This window comes from Sulfurimonas sp. HSL1-2, from assembly GCF_039645565.1.
Taxonomy (GTDB): domain Bacteria; phylum Campylobacterota; class Campylobacteria; order Campylobacterales; family Sulfurimonadaceae; genus Thiomicrolovo; species Thiomicrolovo zhangzhouensis.
Map to the genome: position 1 here is coordinate 1131239 of NZ_CP147914.1, position 16157 is coordinate 1147395.

Genomic DNA, 16157 nt, shown 5'->3' on the forward strand with positions numbered 1-16157 from the left:
AAATGAGGCACCCCCGGTGCCCGAAACTAGGGAAAAGATGCTGCAGACGATGATGGGCAAGGTGTTCGGCACCAAGAACGACCGGGAGCTGAAACGCTATAAACGGGCACTGAAAAAGATCAATGCGCTCGAAGCAACATACGAAGCAATGGACGATGCGGCACTGCAGGCCGCATTCGAAGAACTGAAAACGGCCGTGCGCGCCGAAGAGAAGAGCCTGGAAGAGGTTCTTCCCGACTCCTTTGCCATGACCCGCGAAGCGGCCAAACGCACCCTGGGAATGCGTCACTTCGACGTGCAGATGATCGGGGGGATGGTCCTGCACGAGGGGCGCATCGCCGAGATGAAGACGGGGGAGGGTAAGACCCTTGTGGCCTCGCTGCCGGTCGCGCTCAACGCGATGATGGGCAAGGGCGTGCATGTCGTCACCGTCAATGACTACCTGGCCCAGCGCGACGCCACGGAACTCTCCCCGCTCTACGAGTTCCTGGGCTACACGGTCGGTACGGTCCTCGAGGGTGAGTACGACCCGCAGGTAAAGCGTGCCCATTACGCCGCCGACATCACCTATGGGACGAACAACGAGTTCGGGTTCGACTACCTGCGCGACAACATGAGTTTTTCCCGCGAACAGATGGTGCAGCGTGGCCACCACTTCGTCATCGTCGACGAAGTGGACTCCATCCTCATCGACGAGGCACGGACCCCGCTGATCATCTCCGGCCCGACCAACCGCACGCTCGACAACTACGTCCGCGCCGACGAGATCGCCAAGCAGTTGCGTAAAGAGACGCACTTTACCGTCGACGAGAAGGACCGTCTCGTCCTGATCACCGAAGAGGGGATCGCCAAGGCCGAGGAACTCTTCGACGTCGACAACCTCTACAGCCTGGAAAACTCCGCGCTGTCGCATCACCTCGACCAGGCCCTTAAAGCCAATTACATCTTCGAAATCGATGTTGACTATGTCGTCAAGGACGGCGAAGTCGTCATCGTCGACGAGTTCACGGGCCGCCTCTCCGAGGGACGCCGCTACTCCGAGGGTCTGCACCAGGCGCTCGAAGCGAAAGAGCGCGTTCAGATCAAGGAGGAGTCGCAGACGCTCGCGGACATCACTTTCCAGAACTACTTCCGCATGTACGACAAGCTGGCGGGGATGACCGGTACGGCACAGACCGAAGCGACGGAGTTCGCCCAGATCTACCGCCTCGACGTCGTCTCCATCCCGACGAACGTCCCGGTCGTCCGCGAAGACCTCAATGACCTGATCTACAAGACCGAGCTTGAGAAGTTCCAGGCGGCCATCGAGAAGATCAAGGAGCTCAACGTCAAAGGGCAGCCGGTCCTCGTCGGAACGGCGTCCATCGAGAAGTCCGAAGTGCTGCACGAACTCCTCAAACGCGAGAAGATCGCCCATACCGTCCTCAATGCGAAGAACCACGCCCAGGAGGGTGAGATCATCAAGAGCGCCGGCGAAAAGGGCGCGGTCACGATCGCGACCAACATGGCCGGGCGCGGGGTCGACATCAAGGTCAGCGACGAGATCAAGGCGATGGGCGGTCTCTACATCATCGGGACCGAGCGCCACGAGAACCGCCGTATCGACAACCAGCTGCGCGGCCGTTCCGGTCGCCAGGGCGACCCGGGGGTCAGCCAGTTCTACCTCAGCCTCGAGGATAACCTGCTGCGCATCTTCGGCTCGGATAAGATCAAGACGATCATGGAGCGTCTCGGCGTCGAGGACGGGGAGTATATCGAGTCCAAAATGGTCACCCGCGCCGTCGAAAAGGCGCAGAAGAAGGTCGAAAACCTCCACTTCGAAGGGCGGAAGCAGATCGTCGAGTACGATGACGTCGCCAACGAACAGCGCAAGATCGTCTACCGTTTCCGCAACCAGCTGCTTGACCCGGAGTTCGATATCGGCGTCAAGATCAACGATATCCGCGAGGCCTACGTGGCGCGTGCGCTCGGCGAGTGCGAGATCTATCAGGGGGGAGGCCGCGAGGACTTCGACCTCGAGCGGCTGACGAAACTGCTGCTGGAGGAGCTCCACTTCACCCCGGCGGCCGACGCATTAGCAGGGCTGGATTTCGAAGCGCTCTCCGAGAAGCTTACGGCCGACATCAAAGCCGAATACGATACGAAGATGGCCGTCGTGGATGCAACCGTCCGCCGCGACATCGAACGCGAGATCTACCTCAAGACCCTCGATACGGCGTGGCGCGAGCACCTCTACCGCATGGATACGATGAAGACGGGTATCCGCCTGCGCGCATACAACCAGAAAGACCCGCTCGTCGAGTACAAAAAAGAGAGCTTCAACCTCTTTACGGAGCTGATCGAGACGATCAAGTACGACACGATCAAGACGCTGCAGATCATCCGCTTCCAGCTCCGTTCGCCGGAGGAGGAGGCCGAGGCCTTCGCCCGGGCGCAGGAGATCGAACGCAAGCAGAAAGAGATGCAGATGCAGCTCAACCGCGAAAGCGACGCCGCAGCCGATGTTCCTGCAGCAAAAAAGCCGGCCCGCAACGACCCGTGTCCCTGCGGCAGCGGTAAAAAATACAAGAACTGCTGCGGGCAGAGCGGACCGAAGAAAGGGGCGTTTGCCTCTTGAAAACACAGCGCAGCCTGACGAACTACCTGCTGCGCCGCTTTCTGCGGTTTGACCGGGAGCAGCCCTTCATCTTCCTTTCCGCAATGCTTGCATTCCTCGGCATCATGCTCGGTGTCATGGTCCTTATCATCGCCATGGCGCTGATGAACGGTTTCGATAACGAGTTCAAGAAGAAACTCACGATCATGAATTATCCGCTCACCATCGTACCGCGCTTTTACGGAAGCGTGAACACGTCGCTGCTGCTGGACCTCGAACACGATTTCCCCCAACTGAAATTCAGCCCCTATGTCGCCGCTTCCGTCATTGCCCGCAGCGGTTCGCAGCTCGAGGGGGGTTACCTTTTCGGCGTCGACTACCAGGCCGAAAGGGAGGTGAACCCCGTTGTGGCGAAGGCGCTTGAGACCCTGCCGGAAGGGAACTTCAAGGTCGTCGTCGGCGAAGCGCTGCTGGAGTCGTTCGCGATGACCGAAGGGGACCGGCTGATGTACATCTTCACCCAGATCGAGCCGGGGGGGCTCGCGGTGACGCCGAAGCTCAAGCGCTTCGTCATCGCCGGGGCCTTCGATTCGGGCCTGAGCGCGTATGACAAAGCCTACAGCTATACGGATCTGCATTCCCTGCAGACGATCATGCACCTGCCCGACAACGTCTACGACGGTATCCATATCATGACCGACGACCCGCAGGCGGTGATCGAGGAGGTCCGCAAGGTCCTCCCCGCAGGGGTACGCATCAAAGGGTGGTGGGAAGACAACGTCAACTTCTTTGCCGCGCTGGAGCTGGAAAAACGTTCGCTCTTTATCGTTTTGATGCTCATCATTCTCATCGCGGCCGTCAATATCATCTCGTCGCTGCTGATGACGGTGATGAACCGCCGCAGCGAGATCGCGCTGCTGATCTCGCTCGGAGCATCGCCCGCGCAGATCAAAAAGCTCTTTTTGAAACTCGGCGTGGTCATCGGGATCGGGGGGATCGTTACCGGTGCCATCCTGGGCCTTTCGGGTGTCTGGGTGCTGCAGACTTTCGACATCATCTCGCTGCCGAAACACGTCTACCCGACGGCCCGCCTGGCCCTGGACCTCTCCTGGCAGGATTTTGTCTCCATTCTCGGGGGCGCTTTTGCCATCGTCGTGCTCTCCTCGTGGTACCCGGCCAAGAAGGCGAGCGAGGTCGACGTCCTGACCGTGCTGCGCAACGAGTAGTCCCTTTTGCACCCCCGGGGTGCCCCGATTTTTCTTTCCACACTCCTGCAAAAAGCAACCAAATTGTCTTTTTTACAATAATATTATCGATAATCACTATCAAATTAAAGCTTCCTTGAAGAATATTTTTTGCATACTTTCAAAACGATTATGATTATCAATAATGGAGTTGACATGAAAAAAGAGTCTTTTGCAGGGCTTGGAATCCTGTTGCTGCTGCTCGGCGGCTGTAACGATACGAAAGAGGGCGGGCTCGATCCGCAGAAGGTGACGCTCGGAGAAGCGTTTTTCAATGATACGAACCTTTCCAATACGGGCAACCAGGCCTGTGCCTCCTGTCACGATGCGGCACACGCCTTCAGCGAGGCGCGGACGGCGACGGCCCTGAATGATTTCGGTGCCGTCTCCATCGGGGACGACAACGTTTCGCTCGGGGACCGTAACGCCCCGACGGCCATGTATGCCGCGTATTTCGCTGCGTTTCATTTCGATGACGAAGCGGGCGAGGGTGAAGGCGGCGGCGGGCTCTGGCTCGGCGGCCAGTTCCATGATGGCCGGGCGGCGGATCTCACTGCCCAGGCGAAGGGTCCCTTCCTGAACCCGGTGGAGATGCAGATGCCAGATCTCAACAGCGTCGTGGCACGGGTCAAGGCCAACCCGGCGTACGTGACGGAAATGACCGCGCTGTACGGGGCGGATGTTTTTGATGACGATACCGTTGCCTATGATGCGGTTGCGGATGCCATTGCGGCTTTTGAGAAGAGCGACGTTTTTGCGCCGTTCGATTCCAAATACGACCGCTGGCTCAAAGGCAAAGCGGAGCTGACGGCGCTGGAGCGCAAAGGACTGGAGCTGTTCGTCCGCGAGGACAAGGGCAACTGTGCCGCGTGCCACCCCCATTTTGGTTCGGACGGTGCGCCGGCGCTCTTTACGGACGGCACCTTTGACAACCTCGGCGTGCCCGTCAATGAAGCGGTGCGCACGAACCCGAACAACCCGCTGAGCGCAGTGGCAGACTACCGCGACCTCGGCCTGGGCCAGACGACGGGCGACAGTTCGTTGAACGGTGCATTCAAGGTGGCGACGCTGCGCAATATCGCGGTCACGGGGCCCTATATGCATAACGGGGTGTTCAAAACCCTCAAGGCGGTGGTCCACTTTTATAATACCCGTGACGTAACGGATGCCCTCAACCCGGAGACGGGAGCGCCGTGGCGGACGCCGGAAGTCCCCGAGACGATCAATGTAAATGAACTGGGCAATCTGGGGCTGAGCGATGCGGAGGAAGAGGCCATCGTCGCCTTCCTCAAAACCCTGACGGATGCCCGTTACGAATCCCTGTTGTAACGATTGATTCGGCCCCGCCATTGCGCTATACTGTTACAAAAAACGGAGGGCCGATGTCCATTGAAGGGTTGATGCTGAGTGCTGCCGCGTTGCTTCTGGTAATGGCGGTGGGACTCTTCTATCTGATCGTACGCCGGATCCGGAGTGCCGAGCGCGATGACAATGCGCGGATGGAAAAACTGGGTGAATCGCTGATGGAGAAGCTGGAGTCGCAGTCACTCTCCGAGGAGCAGAAGGCGAAGATCGCCGAAGCACTCAAAGAGATCAGGGGGCGCTAAGCGCTCAGAGGATTGCCCAGAGGACCAGCGGCGGGTAGACGGCGAACCCGGCGTAGGGCATCCACCTCGCCAGCGGCATGATGAGCATCTCCTGCAGCTGGGCCGTGGCCTCCTGTTTGTCGAAGATCTGCTGCATCAGGACGATCTTCGTGGCGATATCGATCGTTTTGATAAAGAGCAGCAGCACCGCCGGCAGCGACATCTGTGTCTCCAGGATGAGCCAGATGGCAAAGTAGTAGGTCGGGTGCAGCAGTAGGAAGTAAAAGATGCTTTTGTCGTAGCGCCGCCGGATGCGTATGAGCATCTCCAGCATCGTGGGCGCCTTTTGCCAGGCGACCTCGAAACCTTCGAGGAACAGGTAAAAAACCGTCACTGCCAACATGATCTCCATCTGTTCCTTCCCCAATCTTTGTTAAAATACCGCCATTATACCAAGGGCAGTGCATGAACGTTACCTACACGACTAAAAATGAAGAGAATACCCCGGTGACCATCGAGGCCAACCTCGATTTCGAACCCCAAAGCGACGATACGGTCTGGATGCTCTGGTGCTTCGTACCACTGAAGACGCCGGACGCGGAGGGCGCCTGCGGCGAAGCGGAACGCGCGGTGCTCGGTGCGATCAGGGACGCCCTCAGCGAACGGCTTGAACTTCGCAACGGGGCGCTGTATGCCGGGATGCGTCTGCAGGAGGGGTGGGCGGAGCTCTATTTCTATGCTGCCTGGAGCAAGGGGGCGGAGCAGCAGTTCCGCGACCTTTTCAAGCAGCATGGCTACGGGCAGCTCGAGTATGGGGCAACGCGTGATACCCATCATGCCTTTTACCACGACATGCTCGCCCCCGACCCGTTTGAGCTGCAGCAGGCGAAGAGTGCCGAAATCATTGCGGAGCTTGCGGCTGCCGGTGACGACCTCGGCGTGGCGCGCCCGGTGGAGCACTACCTCTTTTTCCAGACGCACAGTGCCATGCTGCGCGCAGCCTCGGCCCTTGCCGAAGAGGGCGTACGGATCGAAACGGACCTGGAAGAGGAGGGGCACTACCCCTACGGGATGCTTTATGAGCGGACGCACGCCTGTACTCCGGAGACCCTGGAAGCGGTGACGCTGCCGCTGCTTGAAACCGTGCTCGAGGCCCACGGCGTCTACCTGGGGTGGAGCACGTCGCTGGCCGGAAACGAGGGGTGAGCATGCGCAAGTGGCTGCTGCGGCTGCTCTGGGTCGCCGCCGCGCTGCTGATCTCCCTGCGGTACCGCGTCAGGGCCGTGGGACGCGAGCATGTCCCCGCTGCCGGGGCCGTCCTGCTGCTGGGCAACCACGTCAGCTGGCTGGACTGGCTGCTTGTGCAGATAGCGCTGCGCCGCCGTCTGCTGCGCTACATGATGGAGCGTTCCATCTATGAATGGCCGGCGCTGCGCTGGATGTTCCGGCTCGGGCGGACGATTCCCGTCTCTTCGAAAGCCTCGAAGCAGGCGTTTGAGGAGGCGGCGGCGGCACTGAACGCAGGGGAGGCGGTCGGCATCTTCCCCGAAGGGGGCATCAGCCGTCGCTGCGAAATAGAAAAGTTTTACCGTGGATTTGAGATAATAGCGTCACAAAGTCACCGCGGAGAGATCGTGCCGTTTTACATCGACGGGATGTGCGGCAGCCGACTCTCCTACACCCGGAAAACCCACGGCGGCCGGCGCTGGTCGCTTCGGCGCCCGGTCACGGTCGTTTTCGGGGCCCCGATGCCCCTTGGCAGCAGCGCGGATTCGGTGCGCGGCGCCGTTATGCAGTTAAAGGATACTATTGCTCAATAAACCGGAATACACCCTCTTCAAAAACACGCGCTATGCCCTGAGCGGCCTCATCGAGGTGATCCGCAACGAGAGCTCTTTCAAACTGCAGCTGCTGCTCTTTTTCGGCATGGGCACTTTCGCATGGCTGCTGCCGATCTCGCCGCTTTACAGCGCGGTACTGAGCATCTCCCTTTTTATCCCGCTCCTGGCCGAGCTGGCCAACAGCGCCGTCGAGCGCGTCGTGGACCTCGTGACACTCGAATACCACGAACTGGCCAAACGGGCCAAAGACGCCGGGGCGGCACTGGTCTTCGTTTCGCTCGTGATGACCGGCGCGATCTGGATCAGCACGCTGCTGATCGCTTTTTACTTCTGAGCCTTTTTCGTACTCGTATTGGCATCCGCCGTCTCCGACGCATAGGTGCTGGGGGGCTCCGGGTCATACCCGTTGGCAACGTCTAGGCAGCGCCGGTAGGCGGTGTCGCAGGACTCGTAACAGGCCGAGGATGCATTCTCCATGCCGTCACATTTCGCGATACAGGCGCTGTTCCTGTCGTCGCAAACCTCCATCGGATCCTTCTCTTCGGCATGGGCTGCAAGTGCCGCAAGCAGCAGACACGTTCCCCAGACTATCTGTTTCATAATGCGCATTCTCCTCCCGGCGGAGCGGGTGTTTCTTTGGTATAGGACAGTGAAAAAACTGACTAAATTATAGCGCTGTTTTTGCAAAAAAAGGAGTATAATTTCAGGTTTGCACTTGTTTTAGTTTTGGCCGCCGCCGGGCGGCCATGGCGGGCATTGCCCATGCTCGGCGCCGATGGGCGCTGTACTATTTGAGGTCGAAATGACGATTTCTGATATCGAAATGGAAATGAAGTTGAACGGCGTGGATGAAGCGGATATCGCTTCGATCCTTGCGGTTTGTAAAACAAAGGGATACGCCCCCGAAACGCTCGACGAAGAGCTGGAAAAACGGGGTTACGAGCGTATCTTTACTTATGATTTTGAAGACGAAGCTTCCTGGGATGACGATGACGACGATGAGTTTGCACCGATCGAACGTTTCCCCCACAAGCATCGGTTTGACGACGAGTGAGCCCCATGGAACCGCGACAGCTTCTGCAACAATACTATGAGATGTGGAACGACAAGGATTTTTCCAAAGCCGATGCCCTCCTTGACCCGGATGTCCGTTTCCGCGGATCGCTGGGGATCGAAGCCAACGGCCTTGTCGGTTTCAAAGACTATGCCGATCTGTTCAGTACGGCTTTCCCGTCGCTCTACCATGCCGTCGAGATCACGGTCGTGGAGAACGATAAAGCCGCTGCCTACGTCTCTTATACGGGCAAGCATGAGGGCGAGCTTTTCGGGCATCCCGCTTCGGGCAACAGGGTCAGCTTCTCCGGAGCTTCCTTTTTCCATTTCCGTAACGGCAGGATCGCCTCGATCAATGTGCTTGGGGACCTTAATACACTGCTGTCACAGTTGTCCTAGACACTTTTCTCTGTTACAATTAAGTTAAAAAGACAGATTCAGTCTTCTGAAAGTGAGTAACGTATTTTGAAGAAACGGACCTTTCTGGCGATCCTTTGTTTTGTAGCCTTTACCGCGCTCTACGGTGCGGAAACGGCCGGACAGCAGCCCCCTGTCATTGAACCGGCCGAAATGAGCTGGAGCGACGAGGAGGCGGATGCGGGCGAGATCGGCACGAAACAGGTCATCGGCATCGTCGAGAAGGTCTTCGTCGAACCGGGCGGGCTTCTCCTTGAAGGGCGGATCGATACCGGGGCCAATACGACGTCGATCGGCGCGGAAAACCTGCAGATCGTCAACGAAGACGGTCAGGACTGGGCGCTGTTCAACGTTAAGGGGACGCCGATCCGCGCGAAGGTCGTCCGTTTTGTCAAGATCAAGCAGCATGGCGCCCCTTCGCAGCGCCGTGCCGTCGTCATGCTCAAGGTCACGATCAGCGACGTGACGCAGGCGATCGAGGTAACCCTGACCGACCGGAGCAATTTCAAATACAAAATCCTTATCGGCGTCAATTTCCTGCGTGACCACTTTATTGTCGATGTCAGCCGGAAGTTTGTCAAAGAACTGGTGGAAATGCCGTGATCTCTTCACGTTTTCAGGTACTGATGATCGCCATGCTGCTGGCGATGACGGGGCTTTTTGTCGCCTGGTACAAAGTCGTCTACCTCGGGGTCCCCGTGACACCGCACGACAAGCGCTCCGTCTTTACCGTCACGGCGGAAGTCGACCTCGAAGGGACGGGGGCACCCGCATCGGTCTCGCTGCGCCTGCCGTCGACACAGCCGGGGATGAAGATCCTCGAACGCGAGGGTGAGGCCGGCGAATTCGGTATGACGACGGCCCTAATGGACGACGGTGAACTGCTGCACTGGACAAAGCGCAGTTTTGACGCGAAAAGTAAACTCTTCTACAAGATCCGGGTGACGCCCGAACCCCTCTATGAACCCCAGGACAGTCAGGCGGTCTGGGATACGATCCCGGCGTATGACGACACGCAGTTCTGGGATGCTTCCGAACAGGCCGCCGCAGCGGGCATTCTGAACTATGCACGGGAACATTCGGCCGACGCGATCTCATTGGCGGCGCAGCTGATCGACATGTTCAATACTGAAATGCCGACCGATGCCGTGAAGGAGCTTCAGGCGAAGAAGAACGAGACGACCGCCTCGCTGGTCATGGCGCTGCTGGCACGGGAAAAGATCACGTTCCGCAAGGTACGCGGGATTATGCTTGAAGACGGCCAGAAGAAACGCCGTGCGGTGACGCTGCTCGAGGTCAAGGGGGCAGACGAGTCGGGTTACTTCAGTTTCAAAACGGGGCAGATCACGCTACCGGAGAATTTCTTCGTCTGGTCGCTCGGGAACCGGGCGATGATGACGACCAAGGGGATCGCCAAGGCACGCCTCCGTTTCTCCGTCAGCGAGGCCAAAGTGGCCGCCTCCATGCTCAGCAAGCGCGAAATGCTCAAGCAGGGGAACGATTTCCTCAACTTTTCGCTCTACTCCCTGCCGAGCTCCCAGCAGAACGCCTTCAAGCAGCTGCTGCTGATCCCGATCGGTGCGTTGGTGGTCGTCATTTTCCGTATTCTGATCGGTATCCGGACGATGGGGACCTTTATGCCGGTACTTTTTGCCCTGGCCTTCATCCAGACGACGCTGATCAGCGGCCTGGCGATGTTCTTCGTCATCGTCTCGAGCGGCCTCATCGTCCGCAGCTACCTCTCGCGGCTGCAGCTGCTGCTGGTGGCGAGGATCTCCGCCGTGATCATCGTCGTCATCAGTATCATGTCGGTGATGAGTATCGTCAGTTTCAAACTCGGCATCGACGAGGTGCTCAAAATCACCTTCTTCCCGATGATCATCCTCTCCTGGACGATCGAACGGATGTCGATCCTCTGGGAAGAGAGCGGGGCGCGCGAGGCGCTGACCCAGGTCGGCGGTTCCCTCGTCGTTGCGATTGCAGCCTTTTTCGCGATGGATAACGACTTCGTGCGCCACCTGACCTTCACCTTCCCGGAACTGCAGCTGCTCGTCCTGGCCATGGTCATCCTGGTCGGCCGTTACACCGGCTACCGCATCACCGAACTGGTGCGCTTCGCACCGCTGGCCGGGCGATGAAATTCGTGACCTTCGGTGCGCTGCGGCGCAAAGGCATCGTCGGGATGAACTACCGCAACGTCGAGCTGATCGGCCGCTACAACCCGCGCAGTCACTATCCGCTGGTCGATAACAAGCTCATGACGAAGGAGCTGGCGAGGAACTCCGGCGTACCGGTCACCGAACTCTACGCGACGATCGAACGCCAGTCCCAGCTGCGTAACCTCCACGACATTCTTGCCCCCTACGGGAGCTTTGTCGTCAAACCCGATTACGGCAGCGGCGGGAAGGGGATCGTCGTCATCACGCACCGCGAAGGCGATACCTTCATCAAGGCGAGCGGCGATGCGCTCTCACTGAACGACCTGCGCAAGCACATCTCCAATATTCTCAGCGGCCTCTACTCGCTGGGCGGTCGGTACGATACGGCCATTATCGAAAAGGTCGTGGCCTTCGACCCGATGTTCGCCGATTACAGTTTCGAAGGGGTGCCGGACATCCGTATTATCGTCTACCGCGGCTACCCTGTCATGGCGATGATGCGCTGCCCGACGCGGGAGAGCGACGGCAAGGCGAACCTGCACCAGGGCGCTGTCGGCGTCGGTCTCAGCCTGAAAGACGGCTCGGCCCTCTCGGCGGTCATTCATGACCGTCCCGTCACGCACCACCCCGACACCCACCACGATTTCGCCAAATTGAAGGTCCCGCAGTGGGAAGCGGTCCTGACGATGGCGGCGTCGTGCTACGAGATGACGGGCCTGGGATACCTGGGCGCCGATATCGTGTTCGACAAGAACGACGGGGCGCTGATGCTCGAGCTCAATGCGCGGCCGGGGCTGGCGATCCAGATCGCCAACGGCCGGGGACTGCGCGAGCGCCTGGAGACGGTCGACCGGCAGAAGCAGCCGCGTACGGCGGCTGAGCGCGTGCTCTACAGCATGAACTATATCGAATAACGGGACGGACGGTACGATGAAGACATACGGCCTGACACCGGAGCAGCAGGATGAAGCGCTTCGCATCCACGCGGAGAACCTGGCGCTCGCACCTTACCAGGCGGAGCTGATCAAGCTTCAGCAGCATATCGAGCGTAACCGTCTGAAAATGATGGTGCTTTTCGAAGGGCGTGATGCCGCAGGCAAGGGGACGACGATCGGCAGTGTAAGCCGTTTCATGAACCCGAAGCACTACCGCATCGTCGCCCTGGGCAAGCCGACGGAGGAGGAGCGTTCCCAGTGGTATTTCCAGCGCTACATCAAACACTTCCCCCATTTCGGTGAACTGGTGCTTTTTGACCGCAGCTGGTACAACCGGGCGATGGTCGAGCCGGTTTTCGGTTTCTGTACGCCGCGCGAACACGCGCTTTTTCTCAAGCATGTGGTCCCGTTCGAACAGGCGCTGACGGAAGAGGGGATGCTGCTGGTCAAACTCTATTTCAGCGTCAGCAAACAGAAGCAGGCCATGCGTTTCGAACAGCGTCGCAGCGATCCGTTGCGACGCTGGAAGCTCAGCGAGATCGATATGCAGGCGCAGAGCATGTGGGACCAGTTTACGCAGATGAAGTACCAGATGCTGACGGTGACGGACCATGCGGCGGCCCCCTGGCACGTCATCCGCTCCAGTGATAAGCACAAGGCGAGGCTCGAGACGATGAAGCTGCTCCTGCGGCAGGTCGAGTATGAAGGGCGTGACGACAGCCTCGTCTTCGCGGCGGATCCGAAAGTCTGCTTCTCCGGGCGGCAGGAACTGATGCTCATGGAACAGCACGGCAAGGGGCACAGCTCATGACAGGCGTAGCGTTCGGCGAGTTCCTCGATACCCTCAAGTACCTTGTACGCCGCCCCTCCGTCGTCGGTGCGGAGCATCCGTTTTTCCTGACACTTAAACGCGAACTGGACGAACTGGGCATCGAAACGACGCTGTATGAGGGGGTACTGTTCGCCCGCGGCCGTCGGCCTGCATCGGGAGCGCTGTCAGCGCATATCGACCGCCACGGCCTTATCTGTACGGGGCCGAACGAGTTCCAGTATGCGGCGTTTCTGACCCAGAACCGCGCCGACCTGAGCGGCAACTCCGTGGCCGAGCAGACGATGAACACGATCTCGGAACGTTTCGCGGGGCAGGCGGTCCAGGCGTATGAACCCTGGTCGGGCACCTACCTCGGGCTGGGCAATATCGAGAAGGCCTACATCTGCCCACGGCGCAACAACCTGATCTTTGAAGTAAAGGGGCTGGAGTACCTCATGCCGGGAACGCCGGTCGCCTATGTCGATTCGCTGCGGATCAATGACGGAATGCTTTCCGCCCAGCTCGACAACGTCATCAGTGCGGCACTGATCCTGCATCTCTACCGCAGCGGGTACGAGGGAACGGCCTTCTTTACCGCACAGGAGGAGGCGGGCAAGAGCTGGCGTTTCGTGCTGGAGTGGTACCGCCGTTTCGACGGAGCGACGGACAGGCTCCTGGTGCTCGATACGAGCCCTTTCCCCGACCGTGCGGCAGCCGATGCCCAGGACCTCGTCCTGCGCTACCGGGACGCGAACGCCGCCTTCAACAAAACCTTTACGGAGGAGATCGCCGGACGCTGCGACCGGCTCGGAATCCGTTACAGTTTCAAAGACCGCTATATCGCGGCGCAGAATGCTCATCTTGCTTCGGGAGGGACGGCAACGTCACTTGGAAGCACGGAGATGGGGCGTCTGGCTGCAGAGGGAACCCTCCAGGGCACGACGCTGCAACTGCCGACGACGGGCTACCATACCGTCTCCGAAACGGTACGGACGGAGTCGGTCAAAAAGATGCTGCATCTGCTCGCGGACCTCTATCTGTAAAAACCTGATACGGCATCAGGCGCGTTGAGACGCCCGCATACAGCTGCCGGCCGGATAACACACTAGATAAGCGGCGGGTCCTGCAGCAGGGAAGGCATCGCCTCCCCGATGCTGCTTTCGTCCAGGGCTTCGAGGGCCTCCAGGTGGGAGATGGTGTGCTCTTTCTCTTTGGTGGCGATATGGAAAATCGCATCCCCTTCGTAGACCAGCGGCGTCTCCAGCCGTCCGATGACAATCCCGTCGAATTCGGCATGGACCTCGATCACCTCCTGCTGCAGCGGCACGTCGATCTGGGCCAGAAGATCGCCCGTTTTGACAAAACTTCCCGGCCCCTTGAAACTGCGCATCAGACCGCTTTGGGGTGAGCGGAGCCATTTGCTGCTGCTGACTGTGACGGTCGGCAGTGTTTTCGGCGTATAGGTGGATTTGGGCAGCATTCCCAGATGGCGCATGACGTGGACGATCCCCTTCAAGCCGGTACGGATGGAGAACTCGTCGTAGCGCAGCGCTTCACCCCCCTCATACAGCAGAATAGGTACCCCTTTTTCCACAGCGGCTTCGCGCAGGGAACCGTCACGCAGTGCGGAGTGCATCAGGACCGGCGCACGGAACGCTTCGGCCATCGCAAGGGTCTTTGCGTCGTCGAGATTGGCCCGCACCTGCGGAAAGTTCGATCGGTGGACGGCCCCGGTGTGCAGGTCGATGCCCGCGTCGGCCTTTTCGACAATCTCATCCATGAAGATCTTGGCAACCCGGGAGGCGAGGCTCCCTTTCTGCATGCCGGGGAAAGAGCGGTTGAGATCGCGCCGGTCGGGCAGGTAGCGCGAGTGCTGGATCAGGCCGTAGGGATTGACGACGGGGACGGCAATGAGGGTGCCGCGGAGTTTGGCAAGTTGGGGCAGCTGCAGCAGGCGGCGGATGATCTCGATGCCGTTGAGTTCGTCCCCGTGGACGGTCGCACTGACAAAGAGGGTCGGCCCCTTGCGTTTGCCGCGAACAACCTTGACGGGCATGTCGATCCGTTTCTCGGAGTAGAGGGAAGGCAGGGGGATCGGGATGACTTTACGCTCCCCTTTGGCAACCGGCGTGCCTGCAATCTCGAACATGGCGCGTCCCCTTTACATCGGCGAAAGCCTCGGCTTCTTGGCCCGGGGCTTGCTGCTGGCCTTTTCAAGGTGCTGGATGATAAGACCGGCGATATCTTTCCCGGACGCGGTTTCGATCCCCTTGAGGCCCGGGGAGGAGTTGACCTCCATGATCAGCGGGCCGCGCTTGGAGCGGAGCATGTCCACCCCGCACACCTGCAGGCCCATCGCCTTGGCCGCGGCGACGGCGGTGGCCCGTTCGGCCGGCGTGATCTTGATCACCTTGGCGCTGCCGCCGCGGTGGAGGTTGGAGCGGAACTCGCCCTCGGGACCCTGGCGTTTCATCGCGGCAACGACCTTGTCGCCGATGACGAGGCAGCGGATATCCGCGCCGCCGGCCTCCTTGATGAACTCCTGGACCATAATGTTGGCATTGAGGCCCATAAACGCCTGGATGACGCTCTCGGCGGCCTTTTTCGTTTCGGCCAGGACGACGCCGATCCCCTGGGTGCCTTCAAGCAGCTTGATGACGACCGGGGCACCGCCGACCATGTCGAGAACGTCCTCGATATCATCGGGGTTGCGGGCAAAACCGGTCACGGGCATGCCGACCCCTTTGCGGGCGAGCAGCTGCATGGAGCGGAGCTTGTCCCGGGCGCGGCTGATGGCGATGGAGTCGTTGAGCGACGTGAGTCCCATCACCTCGAACTGGCGCAGCACCGCCGTGCCGTAGAAGGTGATCGAGGCGCCGATCCGGGGAATGACGGCGTCGAAGCCGAGCAGGTCCTCGCCTTTGTAGTGCATCGAGGGGCGTTCGGAGGTGATGTTCATATAGCAGCGCAGCGTATCGATGACTTCAACTTCGTGCCCGCGTTCCAGCGCCGCTTCGGCGAGACGTCGGGTGGAGTAGAGGTTTTTGTTACGTGACAGGATAGCGATTTTCATACGGTGGGCTCCCCGGCAAGATAAGAGGCGTCGGGATCGACGATAAAACGGTGTGACATGGCGCGGCGTCCCAAAAGCATTCGGAACGCCATCGTGTCGCGGTTGGTCAGGGTGATCTCGGCGGCGAAGGTCTCGCGGCCGATGCATACCGTTGTCCGGATGACGTAGCGCTCTTCGCGGTGTCCGCCCGAATCGGTGACGGTGCGGACATCGAAGACCTCGGCCTCGCATTCGATGACGCTTTCCGTATCGTTTTGGTTCGGGTGCAGCCCGAAACGCACCATTTGCCTGCCGTCCGCTTCAAAGGCTTCGACGTAAAAGGCGTGCAGGGCGGATGTCTTGGCCCCGGTGTCGACTTTGCATTTGATGGCGTCGACGCCCAATGCCGGCAGCGCAACCTTTTCGCGCCACCCGATAACCTGTTTATCCTGCTTCATCTGTT

The 16157-nt window shown here is 59.5% G+C and carries 19 protein-coding genes; 14 read left to right on the forward strand and 5 right to left on the reverse strand.

Annotated elements, in window-relative coordinates; genetic code table 11:
* Positions 1-37: 37 nt before the first annotated feature.
* From secA to WCX18_RS05785, 4 genes are all read left to right on the forward strand, one after another.
* The gene (gene secA, locus WCX18_RS05770) at positions 38-2617 is read left to right on the forward strand and encodes a preprotein translocase subunit SecA (protein WP_345990772.1); all 2580 of its coding nucleotides are present in this window, start codon (positions 38-40) and stop codon (positions 2615-2617) included.
* The gene (locus WCX18_RS05775) at positions 2614-3822 is read left to right on the forward strand and encodes an ABC transporter permease (RefSeq protein ID WP_345990510.1); all 1209 of its coding nucleotides are present in this window, start codon (positions 2614-2616) and stop codon (positions 3820-3822) included. The genes secA and WCX18_RS05775 overlap by 4 nt, the downstream gene beginning before the upstream one ends.
* A gap of 174 nt (positions 3823-3996) precedes the next feature.
* Complete coding sequence (locus WCX18_RS05780) at positions 3997-5169, forward strand: cytochrome c peroxidase (protein ID WP_345990511.1); 1173 nt, start codon at positions 3997-3999, stop codon at positions 5167-5169.
* A 53-nt stretch (positions 5170-5222) separates the two neighbouring features.
* Positions 5223-5447, forward strand: a complete 225-nt coding sequence (locus WCX18_RS05785) for a hypothetical protein (RefSeq protein ID WP_345986659.1) — start codon at positions 5223-5225, stop codon at positions 5445-5447.
* Between the two features lie 4 nt (positions 5448-5451).
* Here the strand turns inward: WCX18_RS05785 and WCX18_RS05790 are convergent, their stop codons facing one another.
* Positions 5452-5838, reverse strand: coding sequence for a hypothetical protein (locus WCX18_RS05790; protein ID WP_345990512.1), 387 nt, complete (start codon positions 5836-5838; stop codon positions 5452-5454).
* 53 nt (positions 5839-5891) lie between these two features.
* On the opposite strand from WCX18_RS05790, the gene WCX18_RS05795 reads away from it, so the two are divergent.
* The 3 genes from WCX18_RS05795 to WCX18_RS05805 are packed head-to-tail and all read left to right on the forward strand — an operon-like array spanning position 5892 to position 7601.
* A complete protein-coding gene (locus tag WCX18_RS05795) occupies positions 5892-6632 on the forward strand; it encodes a DUF695 domain-containing protein (RefSeq protein WP_345990513.1) in 741 nt (246 codons plus the stop codon).
* Between the two features lie 2 nt (positions 6633-6634).
* On the forward strand, positions 6635-7246 hold the full coding sequence (locus tag WCX18_RS05800; protein ID WP_345990515.1) for a 1-acyl-sn-glycerol-3-phosphate acyltransferase: 612 nt from the start codon (positions 6635-6637) through the stop codon (positions 7244-7246).
* Positions 7236-7601: a diacylglycerol kinase gene (locus WCX18_RS05805; RefSeq protein ID WP_345986663.1), complete on the forward strand. Its 366-nt coding sequence runs from the start codon at positions 7236-7238 to the stop codon at positions 7599-7601. Before WCX18_RS05800 ends, WCX18_RS05805 begins: the two co-directional genes overlap by 11 nt.
* Here WCX18_RS05805 and WCX18_RS05810 read toward each other — a convergent pair.
* Positions 7592-7867: a hypothetical protein gene (locus tag WCX18_RS05810; RefSeq protein ID WP_345990517.1), complete on the reverse strand. Its 276-nt coding sequence runs from the start codon at positions 7865-7867 to the stop codon at positions 7592-7594. The two genes, WCX18_RS05805 and WCX18_RS05810, sit on opposite strands and share 10 nt — an antisense overlap.
* Positions 7868-8090: 223 nt before the next feature.
* Between WCX18_RS05810 and WCX18_RS05815 the strand changes: the two genes are divergently transcribed.
* The 7 genes from WCX18_RS05815 (at position 8091) to WCX18_RS05845 (ending at position 13685) form a co-directional block, all read left to right on the forward strand.
* A complete protein-coding gene (locus tag WCX18_RS05815; protein ID WP_345990519.1) occupies positions 8091-8321 on the forward strand; it encodes a hypothetical protein in 231 nt (76 codons plus the stop codon).
* A gap of 5 nt (positions 8322-8326) precedes the next feature.
* Positions 8327-8719 (forward strand): ester cyclase, encoded by a 393-nt coding sequence (locus WCX18_RS05820; protein WP_345986666.1) that lies wholly within the window; start codon positions 8327-8329, stop codon positions 8717-8719.
* A 66-nt stretch (positions 8720-8785) separates the two neighbouring features.
* Positions 8786-9340 (forward strand): RimK/LysX family protein, encoded by a 555-nt coding sequence (locus WCX18_RS05825; protein WP_345990520.1) that lies wholly within the window; start codon positions 8786-8788, stop codon positions 9338-9340.
* Positions 9337-10875 carry a UUP1 family membrane protein gene (locus tag WCX18_RS05830; RefSeq protein ID WP_345990522.1) on the forward strand — a complete coding sequence of 513 codons (1539 nt, stop codon included), beginning with the start codon at positions 9337-9339 and terminating at the stop codon, positions 10873-10875. The genes WCX18_RS05825 and WCX18_RS05830 overlap by 4 nt, the downstream gene beginning before the upstream one ends.
* Positions 10872-11810, forward strand: coding sequence for an alpha-L-glutamate ligase-like protein (locus tag WCX18_RS05835; protein WP_345990524.1), 939 nt, complete (start codon positions 10872-10874; stop codon positions 11808-11810). The genes WCX18_RS05830 and WCX18_RS05835 overlap by 4 nt, the downstream gene beginning before the upstream one ends.
* Before the next feature lie 16 nt (positions 11811-11826).
* Positions 11827-12642 carry a polyphosphate kinase 2 gene (gene ppk2 / locus WCX18_RS05840; RefSeq protein WP_345990526.1) on the forward strand — a complete coding sequence of 272 codons (816 nt, stop codon included), beginning with the start codon at positions 11827-11829 and terminating at the stop codon, positions 12640-12642.
* A complete protein-coding gene (locus WCX18_RS05845; protein WP_345990528.1) occupies positions 12639-13685 on the forward strand; it encodes a peptidase M42 in 1047 nt (348 codons plus the stop codon). Before ppk2 ends, WCX18_RS05845 begins: the two co-directional genes overlap by 4 nt.
* A 62-nt stretch (positions 13686-13747) precedes the next feature.
* Here the strand turns inward: WCX18_RS05845 and WCX18_RS05850 are convergent, their stop codons facing one another.
* The 3 genes from WCX18_RS05850 to WCX18_RS05860 are packed head-to-tail and all read right to left on the reverse strand — an operon-like array spanning position 13748 to position 16152.
* Positions 13748-14791 (reverse strand): succinylglutamate desuccinylase/aspartoacylase family protein, encoded by a 1044-nt coding sequence (locus tag WCX18_RS05850; protein ID WP_345990531.1) that lies wholly within the window; start codon positions 14789-14791, stop codon positions 13748-13750.
* Between the two features lie 12 nt (positions 14792-14803).
* Positions 14804-15715 carry a 30S ribosomal protein S6--L-glutamate ligase gene (gene rimK, locus WCX18_RS05855; protein ID WP_345990532.1) on the reverse strand — a complete coding sequence of 304 codons (912 nt, stop codon included), beginning with the start codon at positions 15713-15715 and terminating at the stop codon, positions 14804-14806.
* On the reverse strand, positions 15712-16152 hold the full coding sequence (locus WCX18_RS05860; RefSeq protein WP_345990535.1) for an ATP-dependent zinc protease: 441 nt from the start codon (positions 16150-16152) through the stop codon (positions 15712-15714). The genes rimK and WCX18_RS05860 overlap by 4 nt, the downstream gene beginning before the upstream one ends.
* Positions 16153-16157: the final 5 nt, after the last annotated feature.

Coding starts and splice junctions, on each gene's coding strand:
- WCX18_RS05850 (WP_345990531.1), bottom strand. CDS start 14,791: ATGTTCGAGATTGCAGGCACGCCGGTTGCCAAAGGGGAGCGTAAAGTC.
- WCX18_RS05815 (WP_345990519.1), top strand. CDS start 8,091: ATGGAAATGAAGTTGAACGGCGTGGATGAAGCGGATATCGCTTCGATC.
- WCX18_RS05785 (WP_345986659.1), top strand. CDS start 5,223: ATGTCCATTGAAGGGTTGATGCTGAGTGCTGCCGCGTTGCTTCTGGTA.
- WCX18_RS05820 (WP_345986666.1), top strand. CDS start 8,327: ATGGAACCGCGACAGCTTCTGCAACAATACTATGAGATGTGGAACGAC.
- ppk2 (WP_345990526.1), top strand. CDS start 11,827: ATGAAGACATACGGCCTGACACCGGAGCAGCAGGATGAAGCGCTTCGC.
- secA (WP_345990772.1), top strand. CDS start 38: ATGCTGCAGACGATGATGGGCAAGGTGTTCGGCACCAAGAACGACCGG.
- WCX18_RS05810 (WP_345990517.1), bottom strand. CDS start 7,867: ATGAAACAGATAGTCTGGGGAACGTGTCTGCTGCTTGCGGCACTTGCA.
- WCX18_RS05860 (WP_345990535.1), bottom strand. CDS start 16,152: ATGAAGCAGGATAAACAGGTTATCGGGTGGCGCGAAAAGGTTGCGCTG.
- WCX18_RS05790 (WP_345990512.1), bottom strand. CDS start 5,838: ATGGAGATCATGTTGGCAGTGACGGTTTTTTACCTGTTCCTCGAAGGT.
- WCX18_RS05845 (WP_345990528.1), top strand. CDS start 12,639: ATGACAGGCGTAGCGTTCGGCGAGTTCCTCGATACCCTCAAGTACCTT.
- WCX18_RS05800 (WP_345990515.1), top strand. CDS start 6,635: ATGCGCAAGTGGCTGCTGCGGCTGCTCTGGGTCGCCGCCGCGCTGCTG.
- rimK (WP_345990532.1), bottom strand. CDS start 15,715: ATGAAAATCGCTATCCTGTCACGTAACAAAAACCTCTACTCCACCCGA.
- WCX18_RS05795 (WP_345990513.1), top strand. CDS start 5,892: ATGAACGTTACCTACACGACTAAAAATGAAGAGAATACCCCGGTGACC.
- WCX18_RS05835 (WP_345990524.1), top strand. CDS start 10,872: ATGAAATTCGTGACCTTCGGTGCGCTGCGGCGCAAAGGCATCGTCGGG.
- WCX18_RS05780 (WP_345990511.1), top strand. CDS start 3,997: ATGAAAAAAGAGTCTTTTGCAGGGCTTGGAATCCTGTTGCTGCTGCTC.